This window comes from Nonomuraea indica, from assembly GCF_002850745.1.
Classification (GTDB): Bacteria; Actinomycetota; Actinomycetes; order Streptosporangiales; family Streptosporangiaceae; genus Nonomuraea; species Nonomuraea indica.
This window is the reverse complement of the sequence record NZ_KZ559466.1, coordinates 341,185-366,452: the sequence shown is the minus strand read 5'-3', so window position 1 is coordinate 366,452 and position 25,268 is coordinate 341,185. Positions and strand designations below refer to the sequence as shown.

Sequence of the window (25,268 nt, the reverse complement as noted above, 5' to 3'; positions counted from 1 at the left end):
CGTGAGGTTTTCGGTGGTCATCGTGCGGCTCGTGGAGCGCCTGCACATCGACCTGTGCCGCGTGCTGGGGTCCCTCTGTCGCTGATCGCGCCCTGACGCGCCGATCGCGCCCACCCCGACACCGCACGCTCCGGCGTGCCGTACCTCACGAAGGTTTCCTCTCCCGTGAAGAGATTCAGCTTCTCCCTGCAGTTGCTGCTGGGCCTCGCCGTCGGCGTGGCCCTCGGCTTCGCCGCCCGCATCTGGGACGTGGCCTGGCTCACCGAGACCCTGACCCGGGTCGGCCAGATCTTCGTCCAGCTGCTCAAGCTCGCCGTGCCGCCGCTCGTCTTCACCGCCGTGCTGGTCAGCGTGGCCAACCTGCGCAACGTCAACGGCGCCGCCCGCCTGGCGACCAGGACGCTGCTGTGGTTCCTCGGCACCGCCGCCATCGCCGTGGCCATCGCCATCGGCATCGGCCTGCTCGTCGACCCCGGCCGGGGCGTCACGATCGACACCGGCGCGGCCAAGGCCGTCGACACCGAGGGCGCCGGCACCTGGCTCGACTTCGTCACCGGCATCCTGCCCACCAACGTGGTGACGGCGTTCACCGAGGTGAACGTCCTGCAGATCGTCTTCCTCGGCGCGGTGCTCGGGGCGGCTGCCCTGGCGGTCGGCGAGCCGGCCAAGCCGTTCCTCGACCTCGCCCGCTCCGTGCTGGAGCTGGTCCAGAAGGCACTGTGGTGGGTCATCCGCCTGGCGCCCATCGGCACCGCCGGCCTCATCGGCAAGGCCGTGTCCACCTACGGCTGGGACCTGCTGGCGCCGCTGGCCAAGTTCAGCGCCGCCGTCTACGTCGGATGCTTCGTCGTGCTGCTGGCCGTCTACCCGGCGCTGCTCGCCTTCCGGGGCAGGGTCAGCCCGCTCACCTTCTACCGCAACGCCTGGCCGGCCATCGAGCTGGCGTTCGTCTCCCGGTCGTCGGTCGGCACGCTGCCGCTGACGCAGCGGGTCACGATCGAGCGCAACGGCGTGGACCGCGACTACGCCTCCTTCGCGGTGCCGTTCGGCGCCACGACCAAGATGGACGGCTGCGCGTCGATCTACCCGGCCCTGGCCGCGATCTTCGTCGCGCAGGTCTTCGGGGTGCCGCTCGGGGTGGGGGACTACCTGCTCATCGCCTTCGTCTCGGTCGTCGGCTCCGCCGCCACCGCCGGCCTGACGGGCGCGACGGTCATGCTCACGCTGACCCTGAGCACGCTCGGGCTGCCGCTGGAGGGCGTCGGCCTGCTGCTGGCCATCGACCCGATCCTCGACATGATCAGGACCGCGACGAACGTGGCCGGGCAGATGGTCGTGCCCGTGCTGGTGGCCCGCTCGGAGGGGCGCCTGGACGTGGCGACCTTCAACGCGCCGCCGCAGCCGCTCGACGACGAGCGGGCCGTGGCCCCGCGGGCGCCGGAGCCGGCCGTGGCCTGACGACCCGCCGCAGGTGAGGACGGGGAGCGCGCGGCGCCCCCGTCCTCGCGCGTCCCGCCGGGTGCTCCCGGGCCCTATGGTTGATCGAAATGCCGTTCCTGGAGTTATTGGCGGAGATATGTCGGACCAAGCGCCGTCCATGATCGCTGGCCGCTACCGGCTCGATGAGCGCATCGGCAGCGGGCCGATGGGGGAGGTGTGGCGCGCCTACGACACGCGGGCCGACTGGACCGTGGCCGTGCGCGTGCTCGCGGCCGGGGCCGCCCGCGAGGTGCTCCAACAGCACGCCCAGGCCGTGGCCCGGGTCATCCACCCGAACGTCGCCATGGTGCTCGACGTGGGCGACCAGGACGGCACGCCGTACCTGGTGACGGAGTTCCTCACCGGGGAGAGCCTGGAGGAGGAGGCGGCCCGCGGACCGCTGCCGGTCGTGGAGGCGTGCGACCTGGTGGGACAGGCCGCGGCCGGCCTCGACGCGGCCCACCGGGCCGGGGTGGCGCACGGCGAGGTGGAGCCCGGCAGCTTCCGGCGGGCGGGCAGCGGCGTGCTCAAGGTCGTGGGCTTCGGTCCGGCCGGCCGCCCGCCCTCGCCCGGCCGGATCGCCTACACCGCGCCCGAGCGCCTCGACGGCCGCCCCGCCGAACCCCCCGCCGACATGTACGCGCTCGGCTGCGTCTGCTACGAGCTGCTGTGCGGCCGGCCGCCGTTCCAGGGCACCGCCGAGGAGATCGCCGCGGCGCACCGCGCGGCCGAGCCCGCGCCGCCCAGCAGGCACCGCCCGGAGCTGCCCGCCGACCTGGACCGGCTGGTGCTCGCCCTGCTCGCCAAGGACCCCGCCGCCCGTCCGTCCAACGGCGAGTCCGTACGCCGCACGCTGGCCGCCATCGCCCGGCCCAGGCCCGCGCCCACCGGCGAGGCCACGGCTCCCCAGAGCCCGGCGGCGGCCGTCCCCGTGACGGGGGCGCTGCTCGGGCAGGGCGGCCAGGCGGGCGCGGGCCCGCGGGCCGGCGACACCGCCGTCTTCGACCTGCCGCCCGACGATCCCCGGCCCGCCTCGAACCGGCGGCTGTTCCTGCAGCTGGGCGCCGCCCTCGCCGTGATCGCGGCCGTGACCGTCGGCCTCGTGCTGTGGGGCGGCGCACGCGACGAGCGGGCCGCCGGCCCCACGCCCTCCCCGGTCGCCACGACCGAGCCGTCCGTCCTGCCCAGCCCCGCGCCCTCGGCCTCGCCCGCGCCCACCGGCCTGGACGAGACCACCGTGCCCCCGCCCAAGGCCACGCTCGGCGACTCCCTCCCGCGCGGCGGCTGGGAGACGTGGCTGCGCGTGTTCGACGACAACGTGACGAACGCCGAGACCATGGGCGCCATCGAGCCCAGGACGGCGGCCAAGGCGCACGACAAGATCAGGAAGGCCGCGCGGAAGTTCCTGGAGGGCAAGGACGACGCGGGCCGCGACCAGATCCGCGAGGTGCTGCGCGAGCTGGAGGAGGGCCAGCGCAAGGGCGAGGTGCCCACCACCGGCCCGCTGGCCGACTTCATGCGGGACTGGCGCCTCTAGATGTTTGACGCGAAGGCATGGCTGCGGAGACAGGGCGAGGGTGCCCGTTCTCGATGGGTGACGAAAGAGTCAGACACCCGCGCCACCGCACTGCCTCCGACACCTCGCTGTGGAGCGACGATGCAGAGGTCGCCGACTCCACCCCTGGGGAATGCGGCCGCTCCCGCCACACCGCTCAGCGTTCCGAGCCTGCCGCCGGATCCACGCGCTCAACCGCGTTCGACGGTGACGGTGGCGCCAGGCGGGACGTCCCGGGTGATGTCGGAACCACCGGGGAAACGGGCGGTCCACCGGTACGTCACCTGCTGGGACAGGTTGGTGAGCGTGGTGGCGTGCTCGCCGTCGTGCCGCACGCTGACGCTGCCCTCGCCGATCCGGATGCCGGAGACGGCAACCCAGCCGATCTCCGCGGGCAGCCTCGACACCGTGGTCAGCGCGTTCTCCGGTGCGTTCGGCCGGACCCCGAGCAGACCCTCCACCACCTGACTCACCAGGGTGAAGGCGACCTCCGGGTAGTCGCCGTTGAGCCCGCCGGCCACATGCCGGGCCGTACGGGCGTGGAAGATCTCCCGCATCCACCGCCAGGCGGTCCGCGGCCTGCCGTGGCGGAAGAAGACGTCGGGCAGGTACGTCCACGCCTCGACGTTCTTCGGCCGCTCCGGACCGCTCGCCTGCGCGTCGATGTAGTCGAGGTAGGCCGGGTCGTCGCGCAGACCCTTCAGGGGCATGAACCAGCTGTTCTCCGCGCCCCACCCGGTGACAGACCGGCCGTCGAAGGTGAAGCCCCGAGCACCGTTCCACTCCTGCTCGTAATGGCGACGCACCTTCGCGGCCAGCGCCTCGAACCTCTCGCCGTCATCGCCGCGGGCCCTGGCCAGCTCGGCCATCGCCAGGTGGGCGGCGTATTGTGCGGCGATGCCGTCACCGGCCACCGCGAGCGGCTCGCCGCTCAGCTCGTTGTAGCTTGCGGTGCCCTCGAAGATGCCCTTCCCCTGGGCGGTCGCCGGCAGCGCGATCGCGTTCGCGCAGTAGTCGCGCAGCACGGGGTCGTGGACATAGGCGCGGTCGCCGGTCCAGCGGTAGAGCGCCGCGACGCACTCCACCAGCTCGAAGACCGCCGGCACCTCCCTGACGAACTCGTCAGGAGCGCGGTAGTCGATCGACAGGTAGGAGCCGTCGAAATTGAACGCCCACACCGGACGGTGGCCGTGCTCCTCCGTGGCGGAGGCGGCGAAGCAGCGCAGCATCGCCAGGTTGGCCTCGGCCAGGCCGAGCAGGTGCGCGCCTGCCGCCTGATGGACGAAATCGCGGAGGTAGAACCCGCTGCGGTGCGCGTACCCGGCCCAGTAGGAGGGCAGGTAGAGGCCCTCACCGCTGCCCTGCGGGCGCCGCTCGTCGACATTCACCGGGCCACGCGTCCCGCCAGGATGGGCCCAGCGCAACGCGCGGTCGCGCGCCCATGCGAACATCGCCACGAGCTCGTCGTGGCCGGAGTCAAGATGCATTCACGGTCCTAGGCTGGGGCGGATCACCAGCTCGCCGGGGAGCATGAGCCCCGCCTGCGGGGTGACGCCGTCTTCGATGATCTGGAGGAGGCGGCCGATCAGCGCCTCGGCAATGCGGCGTAGTGGCAGCCGTACCGTGGTCAGTGCCGGTTGGAGGAAGGCGGTGATCGGCAGGTCGTCGAAGGCGGCCACGGCCAGGTCTCTGCCGATCTCCAGCCCTTGTGCGCGTGCCGCCGTGTAGACGCCGAGCGCGAGCCAGTCACCACCGGCGATGATCGCGGTGGGCCGGTTGCGCCCGGCCAGCCGGTCGCGGGTGGCCGTGACGATCTCGCCCGGATCGTCGCCCGGCACCGAGTACACCTGTCCGGCCAGGCCATGGCGGCGTACGCCGGCGAGGAAGCCGTCGCGCCGGTCGTCCATCCACGGCTGCCCGGAGGTGGAGGCCAGGAAGGCCACCTGCCGGTGCCCTCTGGCCGCGACCAGGCCGACCAGGTCGATCACCGCCTGCACGCTGTCGACGTCCACCCAGGACTGCGGTTGATCGGGCAGGGTTCTGCCGAAAGCGGCGAACGGGAAGCCCGTGCTGGTCAGATGAGCCACGCGAGGGTCATCGCGCAGTATGTCCGACAGCAGGAACCCGTCCACGGTCCGCGCGGCGATCAGCTCGTCGAGCGCCTGCTCCTGACTCTGGCCTGGCCGTGGGCGCACCAGCAGGATGCGGTAGCCCGCCTCGCCCGACGCCGCCACGACCGCTTCGAGGAAGCCGCCCATCAGGGGGTTGGGGTTGGCCGGGTCGTCCACCGGTGTCGGGTAGGCGATGATCCGGCGGGTGCCCGACTTCAGGCTGCGTGCCGACTGGTCGGGCCGGTAGCCGAGTTTGTCGATGACGGCGGAGACGCGCTCCAGCGTCTCGGCCTTCAGCCGGTGCGGCGCGTTGAGGGCGTTGGAGATCGTCTGACGGGACACGCCGGCCGCTCGCGCGACGTCCTCGATGGTGACCCCGCGCTCACGCGGCCGGCGTGCCGTCACTCAGTCCCTCCTCAGGGTGAGCAGGCCGCCCATGGGCACCTCGACGAGGCAGACCCCGGACTCCAGCACGAGTGCGGCCGTTCGGACCAGGGCGCCGCCGCAGTCGTGGACCTCGACGTGTGCCGAGCCGGTGCCGTACAGGACGACCCGCGGGTCGGAGTCGGCGTTGGCGATGAGGAGTTCGCCGGAGTCCGGCACCTCGACGGGCAGGGGTGCGTAACGGGCGACGATCGTGGTGCGTCCGTCGCGGGCCCGCACGAGCGGGTAGCCGTGCTCGGGCTGCTCCGGCTCCAGCGTCCCTAGCTGGAGCGTGCCCAGGTGCCGGCGGAAGATCCCCAGCCAGAACCGGATCGCGGCGAGCTGGTCGGGGCGTTGCGCCGCCAGGTCGACCGAGATCTGCGGAACCGAGAACAGCGCGTTGATCAGGTGCACGGCCACCTGTTCCGCCGGCTCGTCGGGATGCCAGAGGATCATGTCGGAGTGCACCGCCGCAGGACCGGCGGTGAGCCGCAGGTCGACCGTCCGCTGTCGGTTCTCCTGCGAGCTGAGCGGGCAGTCAACCGCTCTGATCATGTTCGCGTACGGCCACAGCCCAGGACTGGTGTAAGGCTGGCGGTGCTCGATCAGCACCTCGGGCCTGGTGAGGCGGAGCCGCGCGTCCAGGTCGTGCAGCAGCCGCCTGACCCCTTCGTCCACATCCACGCAGTCAGCTCCCGCGCCGGGCGCCAGGTCGCCGCCCGGGGTCGCGAAGCGGTCCACGAAGTCGATCTTCAGGCCGTCCATGCCCCAGGTCTCGACGGCCTGGGCGAGCCGATCGATGAGGAATTCGCGGACCTCAGGATAACGCGGATCCAGCACGGCGGCGTCCATGTGGTCGAGGTAGCGCAGGAACCTGCCCTCGAAGCGTTCGAAGGCGGTGTTGTGCTTGCCGACGAACGGCAGCGCGTACCAGAGCAGGTAGGCCATGCCGAGCTCCCGCACCCGAGCCACATGTCCTGAAATATCAGGGAAGGTGGCCGGGTTCGGCTCCCAATCGCCGCAGAACGCGTACCCGCGCGCCCGGTCGGCGGTCTGCCAGCCGTCGTCCACGATGATCGTCTCGCAGCCCAGCTCCTTGGCCAGCTTCGCCTGGAACTCCACGGACTCGGCGGAGACGTCCTGGTGCATGCTGTACCACGTCGAGTAGGCCGGCAACCGGGCACGGTCCGGCGTGGCAGGCAGGTCGCCCGCCTCGTCCTGCCACCAGGCCGCCACGCCGGTCACCGCTGCGGAGAACGGCCGCTCCGAGAGGTCCAGCCGGATCCGCAGTCCCTCACCGTGCAGGGTGAAGACGAACTCGCCGGTCTCCTCCATCACCCCGCCGGTGAAGCTCACCTGGGCCACGGGCTCGGCCAGGCCGACCGTGCAGACGTTGGCCCCGTTCGTGCCGATGAGGGAGACCACCGGCGAGCCCGCGGTCAGCCTCGACGTCAGCGGCGCGGTCCAGATCGGCGGCACCCAGCGGGTGCCGCCCACGGGCGTCCAGAACGCACTGACGTTCACGCACGGCACGCGCCACTGCGCGGCTGTGGCCCCCGGCGCGTCGATCAGCCAGATGCCGTCGGAGACCCGCGTCACCGTCGCATCGGCCACCCCGGCCATGGCCACTTCGACCGTGCCGGCCCGTACCAGGGTCGTCTCGCCGAGCGCGTAGGGCTCCCAGACCTGCATGCTTATCCTTTCGTGGCACCGGCCAGCAGGCCGGAGATGAACTGTTTCTGGAGGATGAGGAAGAGCACCATCATCGGCAGCGAGGAGATGGCGGTGCCCACCATGACCTGGCCGAAGTCCGTCCTCGCCAGCCCCTGCAGAGTGGCCAGCGCGACGGGCAGGGTGTACATCTCCGGCGTGCGCAACGCGATCAGCGGCCACAGGAAGTCGTTCCACGCGCCGAGGAAGAGGAAGACGGCCAGCGCCGCCAGGACCGGGCGCATGACAGGGATCACCACCCGCCAGAGCACCCGCAGCTCGCCCGCTCCGTCGACCCTGGCCGCGTCGAGCAGCTCGTCCGGGATGGCCAGCAGCGACTGGCGCATCAGGAAGATGCCGAAGGGCACCGACAGGCTCGGCAGGATCAGGGCCGGGAAGCTGTCGATCAGCCCGATGTCGTTCATCATCTCGAAGATCGGGATGATGGTCACGCCGCCGGGGATGACGAGCGTCGACAGCAGCAGCACGAAGAAGAGGTTGCGCCCGGCGAACTGGAACTTCGCGAAGGCGTACCCGGCCAGCAGCGAGACCACGATCGCGCCCGCGGTCTGCGCGACCGCGACGAAGAGCGTGTTGCCCAGCACGTTGACCAGCCCGATCGACTCCTCCAGCTTCGCCGTGTTGGCCGCGAGCTGGTCGCCGGGGTAGAACTTCGGAGGCCAGGAGAAGATGTCGGAGTTGGCGTGCGTGGCCGCCATGGCCAGCCAGTAGAACGGCCCGACGCACAGCCCGAACACCGCGGCGAGCACGAAGGTGAGCGTCCAGCCCTTCATCGTTTCTGCATCCTCATCTGCGCGATCCCGAATCCGGCCACGATCAGCGTGAGCGCGTAGGCGATCGCCGCGGCATAGCCGAAGTCGAAGTAGCGGAAGCCGTTCTGGTACAGGTACAGCGAGATCGTCAGGGTCGAGTTGTCCGGCCCGCCGCCGGTCAGCACGAACGGCTCGTCGAACAACTGCAGGGTGCCGATCGTGGACAGCACCACGGTCAACAGCAGGATCGGCCGCAACTGGGGGACCGTGATCGACCAGAACCTGCGAACGGAGCCGGCTCCGTCCACCATGGCGGCTTCGTAGAGATCCTTGGGGATGCTCTGCAGGCCGGCCAGGTAGATCACCGCGTTGTAGCCGGTGTAGTGCCAGGTGAGCGCGATGACGATGGCGATGCGGGCCCAGAACGGGCTGCCCAGCCAGTCGATCGGGTCGACGCCGAAGAGGCTGAGCAGCCAGTTGAGCAGTCCCGCGTCCTTGCGCAGGATCACCGAGAACATCACGCCGTAGGCGACCAGACCGGTCAGCGACGGCATGAAGACGCCCAGCCGCCACAGGCCACGCAGCCGGACGAGCGGCGAGTTGAGCCCGAGCGCCAGCAGCAGGGCGAACAGCAACATGATCGGGACCTGGACGACCAGGATCAGCCCGGTGTTCCACAGTGAGGTCCAGAACAGCGGGTCGTTCACCAGCCGCACGTAGTTGTCCAGTCCGACGAAGCTGCGCGCCCCGCCCGCGCCGGTGGTCAGGCTGATGTACATGGCGGCCAGGATCGGATAGGCCTTGAACACCAGGAAGCCCAGCAGCGCGGGCAGGACCAGCAGGTAGGGGATGTTCCGCTTGGTGACGAACGAGCGCCTGGGCACCGTCATCCGCCTTGGCCGCGACAGGGTGAGCGTCATCCCGCGAGCCTTCTGTTCGTCTGCTGGCTCAGCAGCGTGGCGGCCTCGGTCAGCGCCGCGGCCGGGTCGGCGCCCTTGAGCAGAACCTTCGTCTGCGCGTCACTGGCGATCTTCAGCGCCCTGGCGTAGTCGCCCGAGTAGTAGGTGGCATCGGCGCCTTCGGCGAGGGCGTCCACGAAGGTCTTGAGCGCGGGCTGGTCGCCGAAGTAGGGCTGCGGCGCGGCGAAGGCCGGATCGGAGTGGGCCGCGGTCAGCGCGGGGAAGACGCCACCCTCCTTGAAGGCCTTGGTGACGACCTCGGGCTTGGTCAGCGCGTACTCGACGAACTTGAAGGCCTCCGACTGGTGCGGGCTCGTCCCCGAGATCGACAGATGGGTCGAGTTGACGATCGCGGTGCGCTTGCCACCCGCCGTCGTCGCGGGGGGCTGCATGACCCGCCACAGGCCCTTCTGCTCGGGACGCATCTCGGGGATGTAGCTGACTGCCCAGGCCGCCCAGGGCAACACGGCCAGTTTGCCGCCGCTGATGAGCTGCTTGGTGGTGTTCTCGCCAGAGGTGTCCGCGACGATGCCCGCGTCGTTCATCTTCTTGACAAGGGTCATCGCCTGGACGGCGGGCGGGGAGGAGAGCGTGACCTCGCCCTGCTGGTTGAAGTAGAAGGCGCCCTGCTGCTGGAGCAGTGACTGGAAGAAGTCCATGTCCGCGCCGCCGGCCGCGGGCTTGTTCAGCCCGATGAGGAAGGCCCCGGTCTTCTCCTTGAGCGTCTTGCCCGCCTCGATGGCGTCGTCCCAGGTCCGGATCTTCTCCGGATCGATGCCCGCCTTCTCGAACAGGTCCGCGCGGTAGAAGAAGCCGACCGGGTTGACCTCCCAAGGCATCGCGTAGACGCCGCCGTCCTTGCCGGTCACCGTGGGCCACAGGCCCTTGGCGAAGGCGTCCTTGTACGTGTCGCCGCCCAGCTTGCGCAGGTCGGCCAGACCGCCGGGGAACTTGTCCATGTATCCGGGCAGATAGTCGACGCCGATGTGCAGCACGTCGGCCAGACCTTTGCCGCCTGCGGCCATGGCGATGGTGATCTTGTCCCAGATGGCCGGGTTGCCGACCGCCTGGACGTCGACCTTGATGCCGGGATGGGTCCGCTCGAAGTCCTTGGCGACGGCGGCCAAGCCGTCGGAGGCGGGCTTCCAGCTCCAGACGGTGATCTTGACGGGTCCGCCGCCCTTCTCGGGCGCCTCGCCGCCACAGGCGGCGAGGGCGAGCGTGGCGGTGAGGGCGAGCGCCAGGGCTCCACGACGGTTGATCATGTGTGTGTTTCCCTTCGGGGGGTGAGTGCTGCGCGCAGCCGGTCGGCGGTGTCGACGGGAGTGGTGGCGTGCGGGGAGAGCCGGATCCAGCCACCGCGCAGCGTGGTGGTGAGCCCGGCGGCGCCGAGTGCCGCGTGGGTGCTCGCGGGGTCACGGCCGGGCAGCCGTACGCGCGCGATCCCGGCCGGCTCGGTGGGGGCCAGGACTTCGGCGCCTGCGGTCCTGGCGGCGTCCAGCAGACTCGCCAGGGTTCGAGCGATCTGCCGGGCGATGTTGCCTTCTCCGGCGGAGAGCACCAGGTCGATGGCGGCTCCCAGCGCGGCGACGGCGGTCAGGTCGGGGTTGGTGGCCGTGTGCGCGACGGCTCCCGCCAGGGGCGGTGTGGGATGCCGGGCTCCGAACGGATCCTGCACGCCCGCCCAGCCGCCCAGGCCGGGCATCAGGCGGTCGGCCACTCGGTCGCGGATGAGCATCAACGCCGCGCCCCAGCCCGCCCGCAGCCACTTCTGCCCGCCGCAGGCGAGCACGTCCGCTGCCGTCACCTCCAGCGGCACCGCGCCGAGGCCCTGGACGCCGTCCACCACCAGCAGCCGGTCCTCGCCCAGGACCTCCTTCAGCTCGCCCAGCGGGGCGCGGTGGCCGGTCGTGGCGTCCACCGCGCTGAGGGCGAGTGCCCTGACATCGCCGTCGAGGTGCTCGCGCAGGACGTCGGGGGTGATCGCCACGGAGTCGATCCAGCGTGGCCGAAGGCCGCCGCGTTCCTGGAACCGCAGCCATGGGTAGACGTTGGCGGGGAACTCTCCTCGTGGGACGAGCACCACGCCGCCGTCCAGTCCTGCCGCGGCGGCGAAGAGCGCGTGGCTGGTGGAGGAGACGAAGGCCACCTCGTGCGGGGCGCAGCTCAGCAGGCGGGCCGCAGCGGCGCGTGCGCCGCTCGCCTCGAGCTCCAGCCGGGTGAGCGCCGCGGACGGATCACGTGCCAGCGACTCCGCAGCCTGGGCAACGGTCCGGGTGACAGCCAGCGAGGGTGGCCCGATCCGGGCGAAGTCGAGATATCCGGGTGGTTCCTGGAACTGGCTCAGATAAGCGCTTTGAACGTTCAAACCAGCTCCGAACAGGTGAAGTGGCTCGGCAGGAGGAGGTGGCAGCAGGTGGATCGCCATCTACCGGGGCAAACACTATTTGAGCGTTCATATCGTGTGCAAGAGGCAGTTTCGCGGCGAGGTGGCGCGGCGGAGAATCCCGACGCACTCGGCATCCACGTGGCCGCGACCGCGGCCCCCGCCCTGGCCGGGCGCATGACGTGACCGCCCTCGGGGCCGGCGCGCGTACATTGACGCCATGACCATCCACCCCGAGCGGCGGGCCAGGCTCGCGACGATGCTGGCCGCCCACCAGGTCGAGGCCCTGCTCGTCACCTCCCGCGTCAACGTCCGCTACCTCACCGGGCTCGACAGCTCCAACGCCGCCGTCCTGGTACGGGCCGACGGGTCGGCGCTGCTGGCCACGGACAACCGCTACATCGACAAGACCCGCGGCCTCGACGTGGAGGCCGTGGAGGCGGGCGACGTGGCCGCCCGGCTCGCCGTCCCCGGCGCCGGCATCGAGGCCGCGCACATGACCGTGGCGACGTTCCAGCGGCTGGGACAGGGCCTGGTGCCGCTGCCGCCGCTGGTCGAGCGGCTGCGGGCGACCAAGGACGACGAGGAGCTGGAGCACCTGCGCACGGCCTGCGCGATCGGCGACCAGGCCTTCGCCGACCTGGTGGACGCGGGCGGCATCAGGCCCGGCGTGACCGAGCGCGAGATCGCCCGCCTCCTCGAGACCCGCATGGCCGAACTGGGCGCCGACGGGCCCGCCTTCGACAGCATCGTGGCCGCGGGGGAGAACGGCGCGATCCCGCACCACGCCCCCACCGCCAGGCCGCTGCGCGCCGGCGACCTGGTCACCCTCGACTTCGGCGCCCGCCACCGGGGCTACCACTCCGACATGACCCGCACCGTCTGCCTGGGCGAGCCGGCGGCCTGGCAGCGGGAGATCTACGACCTCGTCGCCGCCGCGCAGCGCGCGGGCCGGGAGGCGCTCGCGCCGGGGGCCGAGGCCAAGGACGTGGACGCCGCCGCCCGCTCCGTCATCGAGGCGGCCGGGCACGGCGACCACTTCCGGCACGGCCTCGGACACGGCGTCGGCCTGGAGATCCACGAAGAGCCGTTCCTGGGCCCTTCGCGGACCGGTAAACTAGAGGATCGAGTTCCGATCACCGTCGAGCCGGGGGTCTATCTACCCGGGCAGGGCGGGGTTCGCATCGAGGACACCCTCGTGACACGTGAGGGCGAGCCGGAACTCCTCACGAAGACGACCAAGGAGCTGCTCGTCCTTTAGAGCGGCCGCACGCGGGAGAGTAACGAGTGGCGACGACCAACGACCTCAAGAACGGCATGGTGCTGAGGCTCGACGGCGGTGAGCTGTGGGCCGTTGTGGAGTTCCAGCACGTCAAGCCGGGCAAGGGCGGCGCGTTCGTCCGCACCAAGCTCAAGAACGTGCTGTCCGGCAAGGTCGTCGACAAGACCTTCAACGCCGGCGTGAAGGTCGACGTGGCCAACGTCGACAAGCGCGAGATGCAGTATTCCTACCGTGACGGCGACGACTTCGTCTTCATGGACACCGAGACCTACGACATGGTCAACGTGCCCGCCGGCACCGTGGGCGACGCCGCCAACTACATGCTCGAGAACACCCTGGCCACCGTCGCCTTCAACGAGGGCGCGGCGCTCTACGTCGACCTGCCCGCCGCCGTCGAGCTGACCATCGCCAACACCGAGCCGGGTCTGCAGGGCGACCGCTCCACCGGCGGCACCAAGCCCGCCACGCTGGAGACCGGCGCCGAGATCAAGGTGCCGCTGTTCATCACGACCGGTGAGCGGGTCAAGGTCGACACGCGCAGCGGCGAGTACCTCGGCCGGGCCTGAGTGTCGGCCCGAGGCAAAGCACGCAGGCGCGCGCTCGACATCCTCTTCGAGTCCGAGCTCCGCGGCGAGGATCCCCTGCGGATCCTCGCCGAGCGCGTCGAGCGCAAGGAGCCGCCGGTCAACGAATACACCTCGGCCATCGTCGAGGGCGTCGCCCGGCACCGGAGCCGCATCGACGAGCTGATCACCACCTACGCCGAGGGCTGGACCCTCGACCGCATGCCCGCCGTCGACCGCAACCTCCTGCGCGGCGGCACCTACGAGCTGCTGTGGATGCCCGACGTTCCCGAGGGCGTCGTCATCAGCGAGTGGGTGCACCTGGCCGGTGAGCTGTCCACGGACGAGTCGCCGCAGTTCGTCAACGGGCTGCTGGCCCGGTTCAAGCAGCTCAAGCCCAGCCTGACGCTCTGAGGCGAGCGGGCGGCGGCAGCCGTTCGCTTGACCTTGACGCGACGTCAACGTGTCTCATGGGGACCGTCACCACCCCGGCCCCAAGGAGATGTCGTGCTGCTCAGGACGGCCCGCGCCGCCCTCTACGTCGTGCCACCCCTCGAAGTCCTGCTCCTCGTCGTGCTCGTCGCCGGCGTGCCGCTGCCCGCCCCGGTGCTGGTGGCGGCCGAGGCAGCGGCCGTCGCGGTGCTCGCGCTGGAGCTCCTGGTCGCCCGCCGCCTGTACCACGCCGAACGGCGGGGCGGCGCCGGACGGCGCGCCGCGCTGTCGGCGACCGTCGACCACCTGGTGCCGCCCCTGGTGCGCCGGCTGCTCGAACTGGAGGTCAAGGGCCTGGCCGCCATCGCGCTCTTCGCGGTGCGCCGCCGTCCCCCCGTGCCGCCCGGCGCCGTCGCGGCCCCGTACGCCAGGGAACAGGCCCCCATGCTCCTGGTCATGGTGTTCCTCATGGCCGTGGAGACCGCGGCCGTCGACCTGCTGCTGGCGTCGCTGGACGTGCCCGCGGCGGTGCGGGTCACGGTGCTCGTGCTCGACGTGTACGGCATCGTCTTCGCCCTCGCGCTCGGCGCGTCCTGCGCCCTGCGGCCGCACCTGGTCTCCGCCGACGAGCTGCGCGTCCGGTTCGGCGAGTACCTGGACGTACGCGTGCCCCGCGCGCTGATCTCCTCGGCGCGGCAGGCGCGCAACTACAACGAGGGCGGCATGGTGTCCGTGGCGGACGGCCGGCTCGTCGTCGCGGTGTCGTCGCAGACCAACGTCGTCGTCGAGCTGGCGGAGCCGGTCACCGTGACGCGCCCCCTCGGTGGCCGGGCGGAGGTGCGCGCGATCCGCTTCTTCGCCGACGACCCCGCCGCCGTCGTACGCGCCCTGCGCGCGCCCGCGGTCACGGCCTGAGCTCACGGCCTGAGCTGACGGCCCGCGGTCACGGCCCGCGGTCACGGCCTGAGCAGCCTCCTGGGCGCGCGCAGCCGCCAGGCGTCCGCCAGCAGTTCGGCCAGCTCCTGGCGGTCCACCGCGCCGAGACGCACCAGCACCACCGCGTGCCCGTCGTAGTGCGGCGTGGTGAAGAACGTCTCCGGCTGCGCCGCCACCAGCTCCCGCTTGTGCTCCTCGCTGGGGCAGGGCGCGGCCAGCACGTCGCCCTCCTCCCGGATCCGGGCGAACCATCGGCCACCCACGTAGAAGGCGGGCGTCCCGTACATGGGACGCTCATCGGCGCCCGGCAGCGCCAGCGCCTCACGTCGTACGTCGTCCTCGCTGATCACCTCCTCATCCTCGCCCGTCGGAGGCCCGCCCGGCAACGGGGCCCGGACACCCCTCGGCCGGTGTGGGGGAGGCCCCGACGGCGTAGGCTGGGGCGGGTTCGAGGAGCGAGAAGGAGGCGAGCCCACGTTGCGTGCTGAAGGCGTCACGAGGACCCCGGCGGTGCGGGCGGCCGTCGTCTGGGAGGTGCTGCTGGCCCAGCTGACCGAGCTGGCCGCGGCCGTCGGGCGTGACCGGCTCGACATCGTCGATGCGGGCGGCGGCACCGGAGGGTTCGCCGTGCCGCTGGCCGAGCGGGGCCACACCGTCACCGTGGTCGACCCCAGCCCCGACTCGCTGGCCGCCCTGGAGCGCCGCGCCAAGGAGAAGGGCGTGAGCGTCCGCGCGCTGCAGGGTGACGCCGCCGACCTCGCCGAGCTGCTCGACGGCGAGTGCGCCGACCTGGTGCTCTGCCACAGCGTGCTGGAGTACGTCGAGGACCCGGCCGGCGCGATGACCGCCGTCGCCGGGCTGCTGCGCCCCGGCGGCGCGGTGAGCGTGCTCGCCGCCAACCCGGTCGCCAGCGCCGTCCACCGCGCGCTCGCCGGCCACTTCGACGAGGCCAGGGCGGCCCTCGCGGACCCCAGGGGCACCTGGGGCGACCGCGACCCCACCCCGCGCCGCTACACCGCCGAGGCCCTCGCCGAGCTGCTGCGGGCCACCGGCCTGACGGTGGGCGCCGTCCACGGCGTCCGGGTCTTCGCCGACCTGGTGCCCAGCCGGCTGGTCGACGGCGAGCCCGGCGCGGCCGAGGCGCTGGTGGCCCTGGAGAAGGCCGCGGCCACCCACCCGGTGCTGCGCGACCTCGCCACGCAGCTGCACGTCTTCGGCCACCGCGACTGACTCTCGAACGCGTGTTCGGATAGAATCGACGACGTGTCCCGCAAGCAGATCACCGGCATCGGCCCCGCTCCGCGGACCGGGGGCGATGACAGCGGCTGCCCGATCCTCCACGTCGACATGGACGCCTTCTACGCCAGCGTGGAGCTGCTCGACCGGCCGGAGCTTCGCGGCCGGCCGGTGATCGTGGGCTCGCCGGCCGGGCGCGGTGTGGTGCTCAGCGCCACCTATGAGGCCAGGGCCTACGGCGTGCACTCGGCGATGCCCATGTCCAGGGCGCGCCGGCTCTGCCCGCAGGCGACCGTCATCCCGCCCAGCCACGGCAAGTACTCCGAGGTCTCCCGAGGCGTCATGGAGATCTTCCACGCCGTCACGCCGCTGGTCGAGCCGATCGCCTCCGACGAGGCGTTCCTCGACGTGGGCGGCGCCGGGCGCCGGCTGGGCCCGCCGGGCGCGATCGCCGCGATGATCAGGGCCCAGGTGCTGGAGCGCTACGGCATCACCTGTTCGGTGGGGGTGGCGAGCAGCAAGTTCGTGGCGAAGCTCGCCTCCAAGCAGTGCAAGCCCGACGGCCTGCTGGTGGTGCCCGCCGAGGAGGTGGTGGCGTTCCTCCACCCGCTGCCCGTCTCCGCGCTGTGGGGCGTCGGCGAGCGCACCGAGCAGTCCCTGGTGCGCCTCGGCATCCGCACCGTGGGCGACCTGGCCCGCATCCCGCCCGCGACCCTGCGCCGCGAGCTGGGGCAGGCGGTGGGCGCCCACCTGGCCGCGCTGGCCTGGGGCCGTGACGAGCGGCCGGTGACCGCGCACGTCCCCGACAAGAGCATCGGCAACGAGGAGACCTTCGCCGCCGACGTCGACGACCCCGAGGTGATCCGGCGCGAGCTGCTGCGCCTGTCGGAAAAGGTGGCCGCCCGGATGCGGGGGAGCGGCCACGTGGGCAGGACGGTGAGCGTGAAGCTCCGCCGGGCCGACTTCTCCACCATCACCAGGTCGCGCACTCTCAAGGAGCCGACCGACGTCGCCCAGGAGATCTACGTCACCGCCTGCGAGCTTTTCGAAGCGGCCGGGCTGGAGCGGGTGCGGCTGCGCCTCGTGGGCGTCAGGATGGAAAACCTGCGTCCCGCCGACTCCACGTCACGACAGCTCGCTCTGGGTGAGCGTGAGACGGGCTGGCGGGAGGCTGAGCGCGCCATGGACAAGGCGATCCGGAGATTCGGGCCCGATGCGGTGCTCCCGGCGTCGCTTGTACGCGGCAGACTTGATGAAATGGAGGCATGACGCGGATGTCGCGACTTGGGGGGAGTGGTGCGGTGATGCCCCACAATGGAGCCATGACGTCACCTCCGGTTTGGTCTGCGTTGGACGTTTGCTTTCGCCTACGTCTACAGCCTCGTATTCTGGGGATAACCGACCGCGAGGTTCGGACACCCCGTGTCGTCCGTTGCCGTCTTCCCCGTCCTGGGGCCGTCCTTGGGAGGCGCCGTGCCGCTCTCTGAGCACGAGCAGCGCTTGCTCGACCAGATCGAGCAGGCCCTCTACGCCGAGGACCCGAAGTGGGCCAACACCGTAAGGATCAGTGACCCGCGCAGCCACTACAAGCGTCGCCTGATCAAGGCCTCCATCGGCTTTGTTCTCGGCGTCGTCCTGCTGATGGTCGGCGTGGTGATCAACCTGATTCCGCTCGGCGTCGGCGGTTTCGTGGTCATGCTCGCCGCGTGTCTGTGGGGTCTGTCCAGCTGGAAACGTATGAACGGGTTCGGTGACTCGTCCCCGGCCCCCGGCGGCGCGCCCGTTGCGGGCAAGCAGCCGCGTCGCCAGCGCGGCACCTTCATGGAGCGCATGGAGGAGCGCTGGCGCCGTCGTCACGACGAGCGCTGACCGCACCCCTTTCCGCTTCCACGGCGACGGACCGGCCGGCCTCCTCGGACGCCGGCCGGACCTGATCGGTCGCCCGGCCAGGCCGCCCGCCCCACAGGCTCCTGCCGGGCCCCTCGGACGGCCGACCCTGCCCGCACGGACACCGGTCACCCCGGGGCAGGCCCGCCCGCGCGGACGGTGAGCGGATGACGAGGTGCGGCCTCGGCACGAGGTGCCGGCGCACCCGACCCGATGGACGACCCCCTGCACGACCGCGCGGCCGCCCCCTTCCCGGGGACGGCCGCGTTCGCGCTCCCAGGCGACGGCTGGCCGGCCGCCTGGACCTGGGCGGCCGCGTCGGGCCGGCCGGGTCGGCCGGTCCCGGGCGGCCACGTCGCGTCCGGGCCTCAGGAGCCCTTCGGGGCCGCCGTCGTCCGGCGCAGCCGCAGGTTCTCCAGCCGGTCGAAACCGTCCAGCAGCCCCTCACCCATGAGCCGTATCCTGCGCAACGTCGACGGGGGCAGCAGCACCGCCCGCACCCGCCTCCCGCGCGACACCGTCGCGGCCAGGGCCCGCCGCACCGTCCGCAGATCCTTCTTCACCGGACCGGCGTCACCCGGATCCCTGGCGAACAGCGACCGCTCCACCGCCGAGGCGATCGACGCCAGGGCCGCGGCGGCCTCGGGGCCGAACTCGTGGCTCTGGGTCAGCCGCCGGGTCAGGGCGCGCGGCGTCTCGCTGGGGTGCCGGGCCATCCCGTAGTCGAGCAGCAGGTCGTCCAGCTCCGCCCATGCCGCGCCCACGGGCGGGCGCGCCGCGCCGCCGCCCACCCGGACGGACGTCTCGGCGCCGTCCCGGCCGAGGGCGCGCACGCGCCGGCCACGGGTGGCCAGCCGCATCCCGGCCGGGACGAGCAGGAGCAGCAGGAGCACGGCGGCCCCGATGCCGATCTTGCCGGCCAGCGGCATCGAGTCGTCCGGGGGCAGCCCGCCGGTGGCCAGGCTCGCCTCGCGGTCCAGCTCACGAGGGTTGACCCGGGCCTGCGGGTCCACCGGCTCGTCGGCGGAGCTGCTGGTCGCCCCCGGCGTCGGCGTGGTGGTGTCGCGCTCGACGGGGTCGAGCGGCGGCACCGTGTAGGCAGGCACCCGGGCGCTGCCCTGGCCCAGCGCCCCGGTCGGGGTGGGCTCGAACGGCAGCCAGCCCACCCCCTCGAAGTACAGCTCGGGCCAGGAGTGGGAGTCGTTCGTCGCCACCATCCAGCGGTCGGCGATCTTCGTGCCGCCGGTGTAGCCGATCGCCACCCGCGACGGGATGCCCACCACCCTGGCCAGCACCGCCATCGACGCCGCGAACTGCTCGCAGTAGCCCGCCCGGCTGCGCAGCAGGAAGTCGCGCAGGGCGTCGTTGCCGTGGCCCTGCGTCCTGAGGCTGTAGGTGAAGTTGCCCGTCTTGGTGAAGAACTCCTGCAGCTTCACCGCCGCCTCGTACGTGGTGTCGGCGTCGGCCGTGATCCGCGAGGCCAGCTCCTCGATCTCCGGGGGCAGGTCGTCGGGCAGGCTGAGGTAGCGCGGGTCGGCCCCGCTCCTGCTCTGCGGCAGCGACTCCAGCATCTCGCCGGTGACGGCGGGCTCGCTCGAGGCCACCTCGTACTCCAGCCCCGCGGCCTCGTCGCGGGTGGAGAACACCATGAGCGTGTCCACGTCCGCGCGCCAGTCGCCCTCGACGCGGACCTCGCGCGGCGGGTACGGCAGCGGCAGGAACGACAGCTCGGCGATCTCCTCGCTGATCTCCACGGTGGTCACCACGTTGTCGACCTTGACCCCGCGGCCCAGCCCCGGAGGCGGCGGCAGCGGGCCGTTGTCCGTCCGGTCGTCCGGCGAGCCCTTCGGCTCCATCCCGAACTGCTCGCCGTCGAACCTGTCGAGCGCGTAGATGCGCAGGTAGCGCGGCTTGTCGTCGTTGTTGGTGTAGGTCAGCACGGTCCGCCGCTCGGGCAGCTCCAGCTGGCCCTTCAGGTTGGCGATCGGGCTCGGGATGCTGATCGAGTTGCCCGCCCCGGAGCCCCTGCCGCCCACGCCGAAGGTGAAGAACGACACCGGCTCCATCACGGGCAGCGCGGCGGGCACCGCCACGGCCAGCACGATCGCGGCGAACCCGATGCGCTTGCCCGACAGGCGCAGCCCCCGCGTGTCCATGGCCGGGCGCGAGCCGCCCGGCCGCTCGGCGGTGGCGGCCATCCGGGTCCGGCGCACCAGCACCGCCCGGCCCCAGTGGCCCAGCCGCTCCCGGCCGTCGGCGACGAGCAGCCCGGTGAAGCCGAGGGCGGCGAGGATGAACGCCGGCCAGCTGATCGGCTCGGGCAGGATCGTGGCCGGCACCGTGGCCAGCGCCAATATCGGCAGCCCCGCCAGCGCCGCGCGCCGCAGCCGCACGGCGAACAGGTCCACCAGGATCGCGATGAGCCCCACCCCGCCGGCGGCCAGCAGCGAGATGGCCTCGTTGGCCGGCACGGGAGCGGCGAACCGCTGGATGTCGGTCCAGCCGGTGGACAGCAGCCGCGCCAGCTCCACCACCGACGCCTTGGTCGGCACCACGTACAGCCACGCCTCCTGCGCGGCGTACGAGGCCGTCAGGTAGATCCACAACGCGACCAGCGCGGCCGGCGGCGCCGCCCAGGCGGGCAGCGCCAGGCGACCGGCCAGCAGGCTCGTGGCCAGCACGGCGAGCACCGCCCCCGTCGCCCCCCAGAACCACGAGGCCGCCTCGAAGAGCGGGTAGAGCAGGATCGCCGCGGACAGCGTGGCCGCCGCGGCGGCGACGGACAGTCTCATGCCGCCCCTCCCTGACCGACTGAGAACCTGCCGCCGCGGTGGGCGGCGTCCTGCCACACCGAGGCGATGGACGTGCCGGCGGGCAGGCGGACGATGCGCCAGCCGTAGCCGGCCAGCACACCCTGCACCGCCCGGTAGTCGTCCGACGTGTCGGGCTCGCGGCCTTCCCACGTCTCCACGTCGAGCAGCACGGCCACCGCGGTGATGCCGGTGTGCCGCACCCGGGCCAGCTCCCTGGCCTCCTCCAGGTCGAGCGCCCCGAGGACCGCCACGACCAGCCCGTCGCCGCCGCCCTGGCGCAGCGCCGAGACGCCGATCTCCAGCGAGCGGGCGGGGCTGTGGCGGACCACGGACAGCGTGTCGAGCAGCGAGTGCCCGACCCCCGTGTCCGTCAGGTGCTCGGCGCCCTGGTCGGTGACCAGACGCAGCCCGAGGCCCTCGCGCGAGAGGTGCACGCCGATCGACGCCGCCGCCGAGACGCCCACCTCGAACGACGAACGGGGACCCTCGCCCCGGTGGGCGTGCCTGCGTGTGTCCAGCAGCAGCGCGCCGCGGCTCTGCCACTGCTGCTCCTCGCGCCGCACCATCAGCTCGCCGCGCCGGGCCGTCGAGCGCCAGTGCACCCGGCGCAGGTCGTCGCCCTGCCGGTACTCGCGCGGGGCCACGTCGTCGTCGCCCGCCGCGGCCACGCTGCGGGTGCGGCTGTCGCCGCCGCCCGCCCACTCGCCCGACAGCCGGACGGCGGGCAGCGGCACGACCTGCGGCGTGACCACGAGCGTGTCGCTGATCGTGAACGAGCGGGTCAGCTCCACCAGCCCGAACGGGTCGGCGATGCGCACCGACAGCGGGCCGATCGTGTAGCGGCCGCGCAGGTCGGAGCGGACCCGGTAGTCGATCTCGCGGATGCCCCGCGGCTCCACCCGGTCCAGCACGAAGCGGGGCCGCACCCCCAGCGCGTACGGCACGGTGTCCTCGATGAGGAGCAGACCGGTGGGCAGGCGGGTGACGTTCTCCAGGCGCAGGATCACGGTGGCCTCTCCGCCCACCTCGGTCCTGGGCGGGTCGAGCCGCCGGGCGCAGCTCAGCCGGTAGCGGGTGCGCGCCACGACCATCGCGGCCAGCAGCGGCAGCGCCGTCACCAGGACCCCGATCCTGAACAGGTCGTTCTCGCCCAGCAGCACCGCCATGAGCAGCGCCGCGATCCCGGAGGCGAGGAACGACCTGCCTCTGGAGGTGAGCGCCCGAAGCCCGTCTCTCACGACGCCCGTGTCTCCGGGACGGGCACGCGCCTGAGCAGGTCGGTCACCACCTGTTCGGGCAGGCGGCGCTGGCCCTGCGCCTCGACGCTGGGCAGCAGCCGGTGCGCGAGCACGGGCACGGCGAGGTCCTGGAGGTCGTCGGGGATGACGTAGTCGCGTCCGGACAGCGCCGCGTGCGCCCTGGCCGCGCGGACGAGCTGCAACGTCGAGCGCGGGGAAGCGCCCAGCCGCAGGTCGGGGGAGGTGCGGGTGGCGACCACCAGGTCGATGGCGTACTTCTTGACCGGCTGGGCCACGTAGACGCCGCGTACCGCCTCGATGAGCGCCCGCACCTCGGCCGTCGTCGCGACCGGCTCCAGCTTGTCCAGCGGGGAGGCGCCGCCGTGCACGTCGAGCATCTCCAGCTCGGCGGTGGGCGCCGGGTAGCCCATCGCGACGCGCGCGGTGAAACGGTCGCGCTGCGCCTCGGGCAGCGGATAGGTGCCCTCCATCTCGATGGGGTTCTGTGTGGCGATCACCATGAAGGGCATGTCCAGCCGGTACGTCACGCCGTCGACGGTGACCTGGTGCTCCTCCATGCACTCCAGCAGCGCCGACTGCGTCTTGGGGGAGGCGCGGTTGATCTCGTCGCCCACCACGATGTTCGCGAACACCGGGCCGGGCTTGAACTCGAACTCCCGCGTCTGCTGGTTGTAGGCGCTGACGCCGGTGATGTCGCTGGGCAGCAGGTCCGGGGTGAACTGCACCCGGCGGACCGGGCAGTCGATGGACCGGGCGAGCGCCTTGGCAAGCATGGTCTTGCCGACCCCGGGTACGTCCTCGATCAGCAGGTGGCCCTCGGCGAGCAGGACGGTGAGGGTGAGACGCACGGCGTCGCTCTTGCCCTCGACCACGGACTCGACCGCCTCGCGGATACGGTGTGCGGTGGAGACCAGCTCGTCGAGCCGGTGAGGGACGTCATGGGTTACTGCCACCAGGCCTCCATGAGACGAAGTGCAACGGGTGTCCCGGCGGCGTGGGTGCCATTGCGGGAGCCATGCCTTTCCTTTTCCATTGTCTGTACGACCCTACGACGCTGCGGGTTCTTGGGCGACTTTTGAGGATTTTCCACAGAAGCTAGTCAGTGTCCGGTTTCTGTGGCATACGCGTGCCGATCCGGTCACACATGGCCTCGCGCCCGCTCCCTTTCCCTCCACCCGCGTCGCCGCCCCCGCTTCCGGCGCCCTCCGCGCCCTTCGACACGCCCAGGACGGCCACCCGGCCCCCCGCCGCCCCCCACTCCGCTCCACCTCTCTGACCTGCGGAAACGTCCGGCGAACAGGCGGCGACGTGCTGTTGAATCAGTTGACGGTGGGGAGAAGTGGAGTATGGTGGTGCGCAGTGGAGGGCACGGTGCGTCAGCGCTGGGCGCTTCGCCAGGCACGGGAGGTGGAGCCGATGTTCCTCGGCACCCATCAGCCGCGCCTCGACGACAAGGGACGGCTGTTCCTGCCGGCTAAGTACCGTGAGGAGCTGGCGGAGGGTCTTGTGATCACCAAAGGCCAGGAGCGATGCCTCTACGTCTTTCCCGTGGAGGAGTTCCAGCGCATTACCGAGGCTCTCAGCACCGCCCCGGTCACCGCCAAGGCGGTGCGTGACTACAGCCGCGTCTTCTTCGCCAGCGCGTCCGACGAGACTCCCGACAAGCAGGGACGCATCACGATCCCGCAGAGCCTGCGCCAGTACGCCGGCCTGAGGCGTGACTGCGTGGTCATCGGGGCCAACACCCGGCTGGAGATCTGGGACTCGCAGGCATGGGACACCTACCTCCAAGCGCAGGAGCAGGCGTTCGCCGATCTGTCGGAGGAGGTGCTGCCAGGGATCTTGTGAGAGCCACGGTCGATCCGTCGGATATGTCGTTCGGCGAGGTCTCCACCCGCAACCACTGCCCGCCAGCTGATGCACCTTCCCCGGTGTCAGATGGAGGGCGTTCACGAAGAGGGTGCGGATGGGGACCTGGCCGGGCGGCGCCGGGTGGGGACCCAGGAAGGTCCGATCGGTCACCGGACACGCGTCAACCGCGAGCACGGACGCGAGAGGGGGGTTGGAGATGCACGACACCGCAGGCACGGGCGGTCACGTTCCGGTCATGCTCGACCGCGTACTGGAGCTGCTGGCCCCGGCGCTGACGGGCGTGAGCCCGGTCGTCGTCGACGCCAACCTCGGCCTCGGCGGCCACTCGGAGGCCCTGCTCGCGGCCCACCCGTCGCTTCATCTCATCGGCATCGACCGCGACCCGTTCGCGATCGAGTTCTCCACGCGCAGGCTCGCGCCCTACGCCGACCGCACGACGCTGGTGCACGCCACGTCCGACCGGCTGGCCGACGTGCTGGCGCAGGCGGGCCGGCCGTCGATCGACGGCGCGCTGTTCGACCTCGGCGTCTCCTCGCCGCAGCTCGACGAGGCCGAGCGCGGCTTCGCCTACTCCTACGACGCGCCCCTCGACATGCGGATGGACACCAGCCAGGAGCTGACCGCCGAGAAGGTGGTCAACACCTACTCCGCCGGCGACCTGACGCGCATCCTCCGCGACTACGGGGAGGAACGGTTCGCACCGCGTGTCGCGGGCTTCATTGTCAGGGAACGGGCCAAGGAGGCCATAACGTCGACCAAGCGGCTCGCGGAGATCGTTCGTGACGCGATCCCGGCCGCGACCCGGCGCACCGGGGGCAACCCCGCCAAGAGGACTTTCCAAGCGCTGCGCATCGAGGTGAACGCGGAGCTCGCCGCCCTGGAGGCGGCGCTTCCCGCGGCTCTCGACGCGCTCGCCGTGGGTGGGCGAGTCGTCGTGCTCTCCTACCACTCCCTCGAGGACCGGCTGACCAAGCAGGTCCTCACGGCGCGAACCAGGGACACCAGCCCGCCCGGGCTGCCCGTCCCGCTGCCGGCTCACCAGCCGCGGTTCCGCCTGCTGACGAGGGGAGCCGAGCTCCCGAGCGAAGAGGAGGTGGCCCGTAACCCGCGGGCCGCCTCGGCCCGGCTACGGGCGGCAGAGAGGATCCGTGTTGACCACCACGACTGAGCAGGAGACCGGCCGCGACGCGCCCGCCCGTGGCGGCCTGCCCGAGACGGGCCTGAAGCCCGGGCCCGCGGCCGCGTCCCGGACCGGCCGCCGCCGGCCCCAGGCGCCGCGCCAGTCCAGGCCCAACCCGGTCACCGGCCCCGCACCGGACGCCGCCACGCGGCCTGGCCCGGACGCCGACGCGGGGGCCGCCGACGGCACCCGCCGTCCGGCCCGTGCCGGCTCGCGCCCCGCGACGGGTGCCGCGTCGGGTTCGCGTGCCACCACGGGTGCCGCGTCGCGGGCGGCCTCCGGCTCGCGTGTGGCGTCCGGCGCCGCCTCCCGGACGGCCTCGGGCACGCGTCCCGCGCAGAAGCCCGGCGCGGGTCCCGCGCAGAAGCCCGGCACGCGTCCCACGCAGGGGCCCGGCACCGGCTCGCGTCCC

Annotated in this window: 23 protein-coding genes and 2 pseudogenes; 14 read left to right on the top strand and 11 right to left on the bottom strand. The window is 72.1% G+C overall.

Features of this window, described 5'->3' with window-relative positions:
- Position 1 precedes the first annotated feature (1 nt).
- The 4 genes and pseudogenes from CXR44_RS42065 to CXR44_RS42060 all read left to right on the top strand — a co-directional run.
- Positions 2 to 85 (top strand): putative leader peptide, encoded by an 84-nt coding sequence (locus tag CXR44_RS42065; protein ID WP_397022363.1) that lies wholly within the window; start codon positions 2 to 4, stop codon positions 83 to 85.
- 80 nt (positions 86 to 165) lie between these two features.
- Entirely contained in the window at positions 166 to 1,458 is a 1,293-nt protein-coding gene (locus tag CXR44_RS01675) for a dicarboxylate/amino acid:cation symporter (RefSeq protein ID WP_101783028.1), read from the top strand.
- 139 nt (positions 1,459 to 1,597) lie between these two features.
- Positions 1,598 to 3,016: a serine/threonine-protein kinase gene (locus CXR44_RS01670; protein WP_180903146.1), complete on the top strand. Its 1,419-nt coding sequence runs from the start codon at positions 1,598 to 1,600 to the stop codon at positions 3,014 to 3,016.
- 92 nt (positions 3,017 to 3,108) lie between these two features.
- Positions 3,109 to 3,210 (top strand): annotated as a pseudogene (locus CXR44_RS42060) (IS982 family transposase); the annotation flags it as partial.
- Between the two features lie 15 nt (positions 3,211 to 3,225).
- On the opposite strand, the gene CXR44_RS01660 reads toward CXR44_RS42060, so the two are convergent.
- Genes CXR44_RS01660 through CXR44_RS01630 form a run of 7 tightly spaced genes read right to left on the bottom strand, consistent with a single transcriptional unit; the run spans position 3,226 to position 11,378 of the window.
- The gene (locus CXR44_RS01660) at positions 3,226 to 4,521 is read right to left on the bottom strand and encodes a glucosidase family protein (protein ID WP_101783026.1); all 1,296 of its coding nucleotides are present in this window, start codon (positions 4,519 to 4,521) and stop codon (positions 3,226 to 3,228) included.
- On the bottom strand, positions 4,522 to 5,550 hold the full coding sequence (locus CXR44_RS01655; protein WP_101783025.1) for a LacI family DNA-binding transcriptional regulator: 1,029 nt from the start codon (positions 5,548 to 5,550) through the stop codon (positions 4,522 to 4,524).
- Positions 5,551 to 7,260 carry a glycoside hydrolase family 36 protein gene (locus CXR44_RS01650; protein WP_101783024.1) on the bottom strand — a complete coding sequence of 570 codons (1,710 nt, stop codon included), beginning with the start codon at positions 7,258 to 7,260 and terminating at the stop codon, positions 5,551 to 5,553.
- A 2-nt stretch (positions 7,261 to 7,262) separates the two neighbouring features.
- Complete coding sequence (locus tag CXR44_RS01645; RefSeq protein WP_101783023.1) at positions 7,263 to 8,072, bottom strand: carbohydrate ABC transporter permease; 810 nt, start codon at positions 8,070 to 8,072, stop codon at positions 7,263 to 7,265.
- On the bottom strand, positions 8,069 to 8,971 hold the full coding sequence (locus CXR44_RS01640; RefSeq protein WP_101783022.1) for a carbohydrate ABC transporter permease: 903 nt from the start codon (positions 8,969 to 8,971) through the stop codon (positions 8,069 to 8,071). The genes CXR44_RS01645 and CXR44_RS01640 overlap by 4 nt, the downstream gene beginning before the upstream one ends.
- Entirely contained in the window at positions 8,968 to 10,275 is a 1,308-nt protein-coding gene (locus CXR44_RS01635) for an ABC transporter substrate-binding protein (RefSeq protein ID WP_101783021.1), read from the bottom strand. Before CXR44_RS01635 ends, CXR44_RS01640 begins: the two co-directional genes overlap by 4 nt.
- Positions 10,272 to 11,378, bottom strand: coding sequence for an aminotransferase class V-fold PLP-dependent enzyme (locus tag CXR44_RS01630; RefSeq protein ID WP_245898745.1), 1,107 nt, complete (start codon positions 11,376 to 11,378; stop codon positions 10,272 to 10,274). Before CXR44_RS01630 ends, CXR44_RS01635 begins: the two co-directional genes overlap by 4 nt.
- A gap of 238 nt (positions 11,379 to 11,616) precedes the next feature.
- Here CXR44_RS01630 and CXR44_RS01625 point away from each other — a divergent pair, with 238 nt between their 5' ends.
- The 4 genes from CXR44_RS01625 (at position 11,617) to CXR44_RS01610 (ending at position 14,588) form a co-directional block, all read left to right on the top strand.
- Complete coding sequence (locus CXR44_RS01625; RefSeq protein WP_101783019.1) at positions 11,617 to 12,657, top strand: M24 family metallopeptidase; 1,041 nt, start codon at positions 11,617 to 11,619, stop codon at positions 12,655 to 12,657.
- Positions 12,658 to 12,683: 26 nt separating this feature from the next.
- On the top strand, positions 12,684 to 13,244 hold the full coding sequence (efp, locus tag CXR44_RS01620; RefSeq protein WP_101783018.1) for an elongation factor P: 561 nt from the start codon (positions 12,684 to 12,686) through the stop codon (positions 13,242 to 13,244).
- Positions 13,245 to 13,655 (top strand): transcription antitermination factor NusB, encoded by a 411-nt coding sequence (gene nusB, locus CXR44_RS01615; protein WP_101783017.1) that lies wholly within the window; start codon positions 13,245 to 13,247, stop codon positions 13,653 to 13,655.
- A gap of 93 nt (positions 13,656 to 13,748) precedes the next feature.
- The gene (locus CXR44_RS01610) at positions 13,749 to 14,588 is read left to right on the top strand and encodes a hypothetical protein (RefSeq protein WP_101783016.1); all 840 of its coding nucleotides are present in this window, start codon (positions 13,749 to 13,751) and stop codon (positions 14,586 to 14,588) included.
- Between the two features lie 41 nt (positions 14,589 to 14,629).
- On the opposite strand, the gene CXR44_RS01605 is transcribed toward CXR44_RS01610, so the two are convergent.
- Positions 14,630 to 14,959, bottom strand: coding sequence for an MmcQ/YjbR family DNA-binding protein (locus CXR44_RS01605; RefSeq protein WP_101783015.1), 330 nt, complete (start codon positions 14,957 to 14,959; stop codon positions 14,630 to 14,632).
- A gap of 127 nt (positions 14,960 to 15,086) precedes the next feature.
- Here CXR44_RS01605 and CXR44_RS01600 point away from each other — a divergent pair, with 127 nt between their 5' ends.
- The 3 genes from CXR44_RS01600 (at position 15,087) to CXR44_RS01590 (ending at position 17,714) form a co-directional block, all read left to right on the top strand.
- Positions 15,087 to 15,839, top strand: coding sequence for a methyltransferase domain-containing protein (locus CXR44_RS01600; RefSeq protein WP_245898744.1), 753 nt, complete (start codon positions 15,087 to 15,089; stop codon positions 15,837 to 15,839).
- A 33-nt stretch (positions 15,840 to 15,872) separates the two neighbouring features.
- Complete coding sequence (locus tag CXR44_RS01595; protein ID WP_101783013.1) at positions 15,873 to 17,114, top strand: DNA polymerase IV; 1,242 nt, start codon at positions 15,873 to 15,875, stop codon at positions 17,112 to 17,114.
- Between the two features lie 204 nt (positions 17,115 to 17,318).
- Positions 17,319 to 17,714: a DUF3040 domain-containing protein gene (locus CXR44_RS01590; protein WP_101783478.1), complete on the top strand. Its 396-nt coding sequence runs from the start codon at positions 17,319 to 17,321 to the stop codon at positions 17,712 to 17,714.
- Positions 17,715 to 18,100: 386 nt separating this feature from the next.
- Here the strand turns inward: CXR44_RS01590 and CXR44_RS01585 are convergent, their stop codons facing one another.
- From CXR44_RS01585 to CXR44_RS01575, 3 genes are read right to left on the bottom strand one after another with little or no spacing between them, the layout of a single operon-like run.
- The gene (locus CXR44_RS01585; protein WP_101783012.1) at positions 18,101 to 20,524 is read right to left on the bottom strand and encodes a transglutaminase TgpA family protein; all 2,424 of its coding nucleotides are present in this window, start codon (positions 20,522 to 20,524) and stop codon (positions 18,101 to 18,103) included.
- Positions 20,521 to 21,783 (bottom strand): DUF58 domain-containing protein, encoded by a 1,263-nt coding sequence (locus CXR44_RS01580; protein ID WP_101783011.1) that lies wholly within the window; start codon positions 21,781 to 21,783, stop codon positions 20,521 to 20,523. Before CXR44_RS01580 ends, CXR44_RS01585 begins: the two co-directional genes overlap by 4 nt.
- Positions 21,780 to 22,757, bottom strand: a complete 978-nt coding sequence (locus CXR44_RS01575; protein ID WP_101783010.1) for an AAA family ATPase — start codon at positions 22,755 to 22,757, stop codon at positions 21,780 to 21,782. Before CXR44_RS01575 ends, CXR44_RS01580 begins: the two co-directional genes overlap by 4 nt.
- Before the next feature lie 463 nt (positions 22,758 to 23,220).
- Here CXR44_RS01575 and mraZ point away from each other — a divergent pair, with 463 nt between their 5' ends.
- From mraZ to CXR44_RS39970, 3 genes and pseudogenes are all read left to right on the top strand, one after another.
- The gene (mraZ, locus tag CXR44_RS01570; RefSeq protein ID WP_101783477.1) at positions 23,221 to 23,652 is read left to right on the top strand and encodes a division/cell wall cluster transcriptional repressor MraZ; all 432 of its coding nucleotides are present in this window, start codon (positions 23,221 to 23,223) and stop codon (positions 23,650 to 23,652) included.
- 220 nt (positions 23,653 to 23,872) lie between these two features.
- The gene (gene rsmH / locus CXR44_RS01565) at positions 23,873 to 24,844 is read left to right on the top strand and encodes a 16S rRNA (cytosine(1402)-N(4))-methyltransferase RsmH (RefSeq protein ID WP_101783476.1); all 972 of its coding nucleotides are present in this window, start codon (positions 23,873 to 23,875) and stop codon (positions 24,842 to 24,844) included.
- Positions 24,828 to 25,268 (top strand): annotated as a pseudogene (locus CXR44_RS39970) (hypothetical protein); the annotation flags it as partial. The gene rsmH and the pseudogene CXR44_RS39970, both read left to right, overlap by 17 nt.

Coding starts and splice junctions, on each gene's coding strand:
- CXR44_RS01670 (WP_180903146.1), top strand. CDS start 1,598: ATGATCGCTGGCCGCTACCGGCTCGATGAGCGCATCGGCAGCGGGCCG.
- CXR44_RS01660 (WP_101783026.1), bottom strand. CDS start 4,521: ATGCATCTTGACTCCGGCCACGACGAGCTCGTGGCGATGTTCGCATGG.
- CXR44_RS01650 (WP_101783024.1), bottom strand. CDS start 7,260: ATGCAGGTCTGGGAGCCCTACGCGCTCGGCGAGACGACCCTGGTACGG.
- CXR44_RS01645 (WP_101783023.1), bottom strand. CDS start 8,072: ATGAAGGGCTGGACGCTCACCTTCGTGCTCGCCGCGGTGTTCGGGCTG.
- CXR44_RS01640 (WP_101783022.1), bottom strand. CDS start 8,971: ATGACGCTCACCCTGTCGCGGCCAAGGCGGATGACGGTGCCCAGGCGC.
- CXR44_RS01635 (WP_101783021.1), bottom strand. CDS start 10,275: ATGATCAACCGTCGTGGAGCCCTGGCGCTCGCCCTCACCGCCACGCTC.
- CXR44_RS01625 (WP_101783019.1), top strand. CDS start 11,617: ATGACCATCCACCCCGAGCGGCGGGCCAGGCTCGCGACGATGCTGGCC.
- CXR44_RS01585 (WP_101783012.1), bottom strand. CDS start 20,524: ATGAGACTGTCCGTCGCCGCCGCGGCGGCCACGCTGTCCGCGGCGATC.
- mraZ (WP_101783477.1), top strand. CDS start 23,221: ATGTTCCTCGGCACCCATCAGCCGCGCCTCGACGACAAGGGACGGCTG.
- rsmH (WP_101783476.1), top strand. CDS start 23,873: ATGCACGACACCGCAGGCACGGGCGGTCACGTTCCGGTCATGCTCGAC.